The sequence below is a fragment of the Nocardiopsis nanhaiensis genome, assembly GCF_054778635.1.
In genome coordinates this window covers 1-1,394 of the sequence record NZ_BAAGZJ010000184.1, presented here as the reverse complement: position 1 = coordinate 1,394, position 1,394 = coordinate 1, and the positions used below count along the sequence as shown (strand labels likewise).

The 1,394-nt window shown below is 69.9% G+C and carries 1 protein-coding gene; it reads right to left on the bottom strand.

The window, feature by feature from the left end:
• Window positions 1-1,394, bottom strand: a 1,394-nt coding sequence (locus tag ACYVD1_RS34675) for a type IV secretory system conjugative DNA transfer family protein (RefSeq protein WP_460778710.1), incomplete at both ends; no start/stop codon positions are given.

Below are 1,394 nucleotides of genomic sequence, written 5' to 3'. Positions count from 1 at the left end.
ACCTGGGACAACAGCAGCGATCCCAGCAGCGAGGAGGTGTCCTGGCCCAGAACCCCTTTGGGCAGGCGAGCGATCACCACACCACCCGCGTCCACGTGCGTGCGCAGGTCCAGCCCTTGGGTGGTGGTGGCCAACAGATCCCGGGCGAAACTGCGCAGCAGTACGCTGCGGACCTTGTTCATCAGCGGGGCGGTGGCATGGGAGCGGGCCGGGCCGGATTGCTCGTCGAACCACTCCCAGAATCCCTTGAGCGTGGGATCGGTGATCTGGCGGGTGAGCCGGTGGCGAAACGAGGAGTTCTCCAGCAGGCGGGGGATGTTGGCTAGCCCCGCCTCGTCGGTGCCGGCCAGGGTCAGGCAGGCCGAACGCAAGATGTCCTCGGTCCGAGGCCCCCAGGAGTCAGCGAAGATCCGGCGGAAGATCCCGGTGATGGCATCGGCGGAGCGTTCTCGGTCGCGCCCGGACAACGGGTTCAGGGGCGGGGGTGGGGCGTTGTCGTCGGGGTCGATGAGCACCACCCGCTTGGCCGCTTGTTCGGGCATCCGCGAAAGCAGCAGGTTGCTCTCGCCTTTGGGCTCGATGAAGACCACCCCGCGCCCTTTACCGATGTCATCCAGGGCCATGTTCAACAACAGGCTGGTTTTGCCCGTTCCGGTGCCACCGATGATGTGGGTGTGGTGGCGCCCATCGGCTGATCGCTGCCCGATCAATCGCGGCGGGCCCGCATCAGAGCGCCCCAGCACTCGGGCATCGGGCACATCGGCCACCAACCCCGGCGGGGGCGGGACCGGTTTGGCCGGGGCCCGCTCCAGACCGGCGACGGCTTCATCCAGGGGCAGGTGCGCCACCGCGGCCAGCTCCTTGGCCGAGAGCAGGTCTCCGCGTCCCAGGTAGCGCACGTGCGAGCACCAGGGTGCCAGGATGGGGGTGTGGCGGCGTTTGTAGTGGTTGTACAGGCTGAACGCGCTGAACGCTCCGGTGATGGCGTGGGCCCGCCCGCGCCGGTGTGCCCGTCCCTGCGGGTGATGCTCGGGTGTGGTGACCAGGTAGCGCACCACGGTCTCCAACCGGGGGCGCACGCTCTTGGATAGGATCGCGCGGATCTCCCCGGACACCTCGGGGCGCAGCGCCGCCCACGAAGCGGAGCGGCGGCCACTCCCCGGGGTGAGGGCATCGAACGCCCCGGACTGCACGCTGTGCGAGGAGCGCAGCCCGGCGGCGGCCTGGTTGGCCTTGTGTAGCCGCAACCCGGTTACCGGGCGGGCCGCCACCTGCACCAGCACCGTCTCCCCGGGGGCGGGTGATCCAGCGGCGCCGATGAGCCCGCGCAAGGGGTCTTCGTCGTGGGTGGTGGCGATGGGGTAGTGGTCGGGGCGGGCCAGCCGCAGCACACC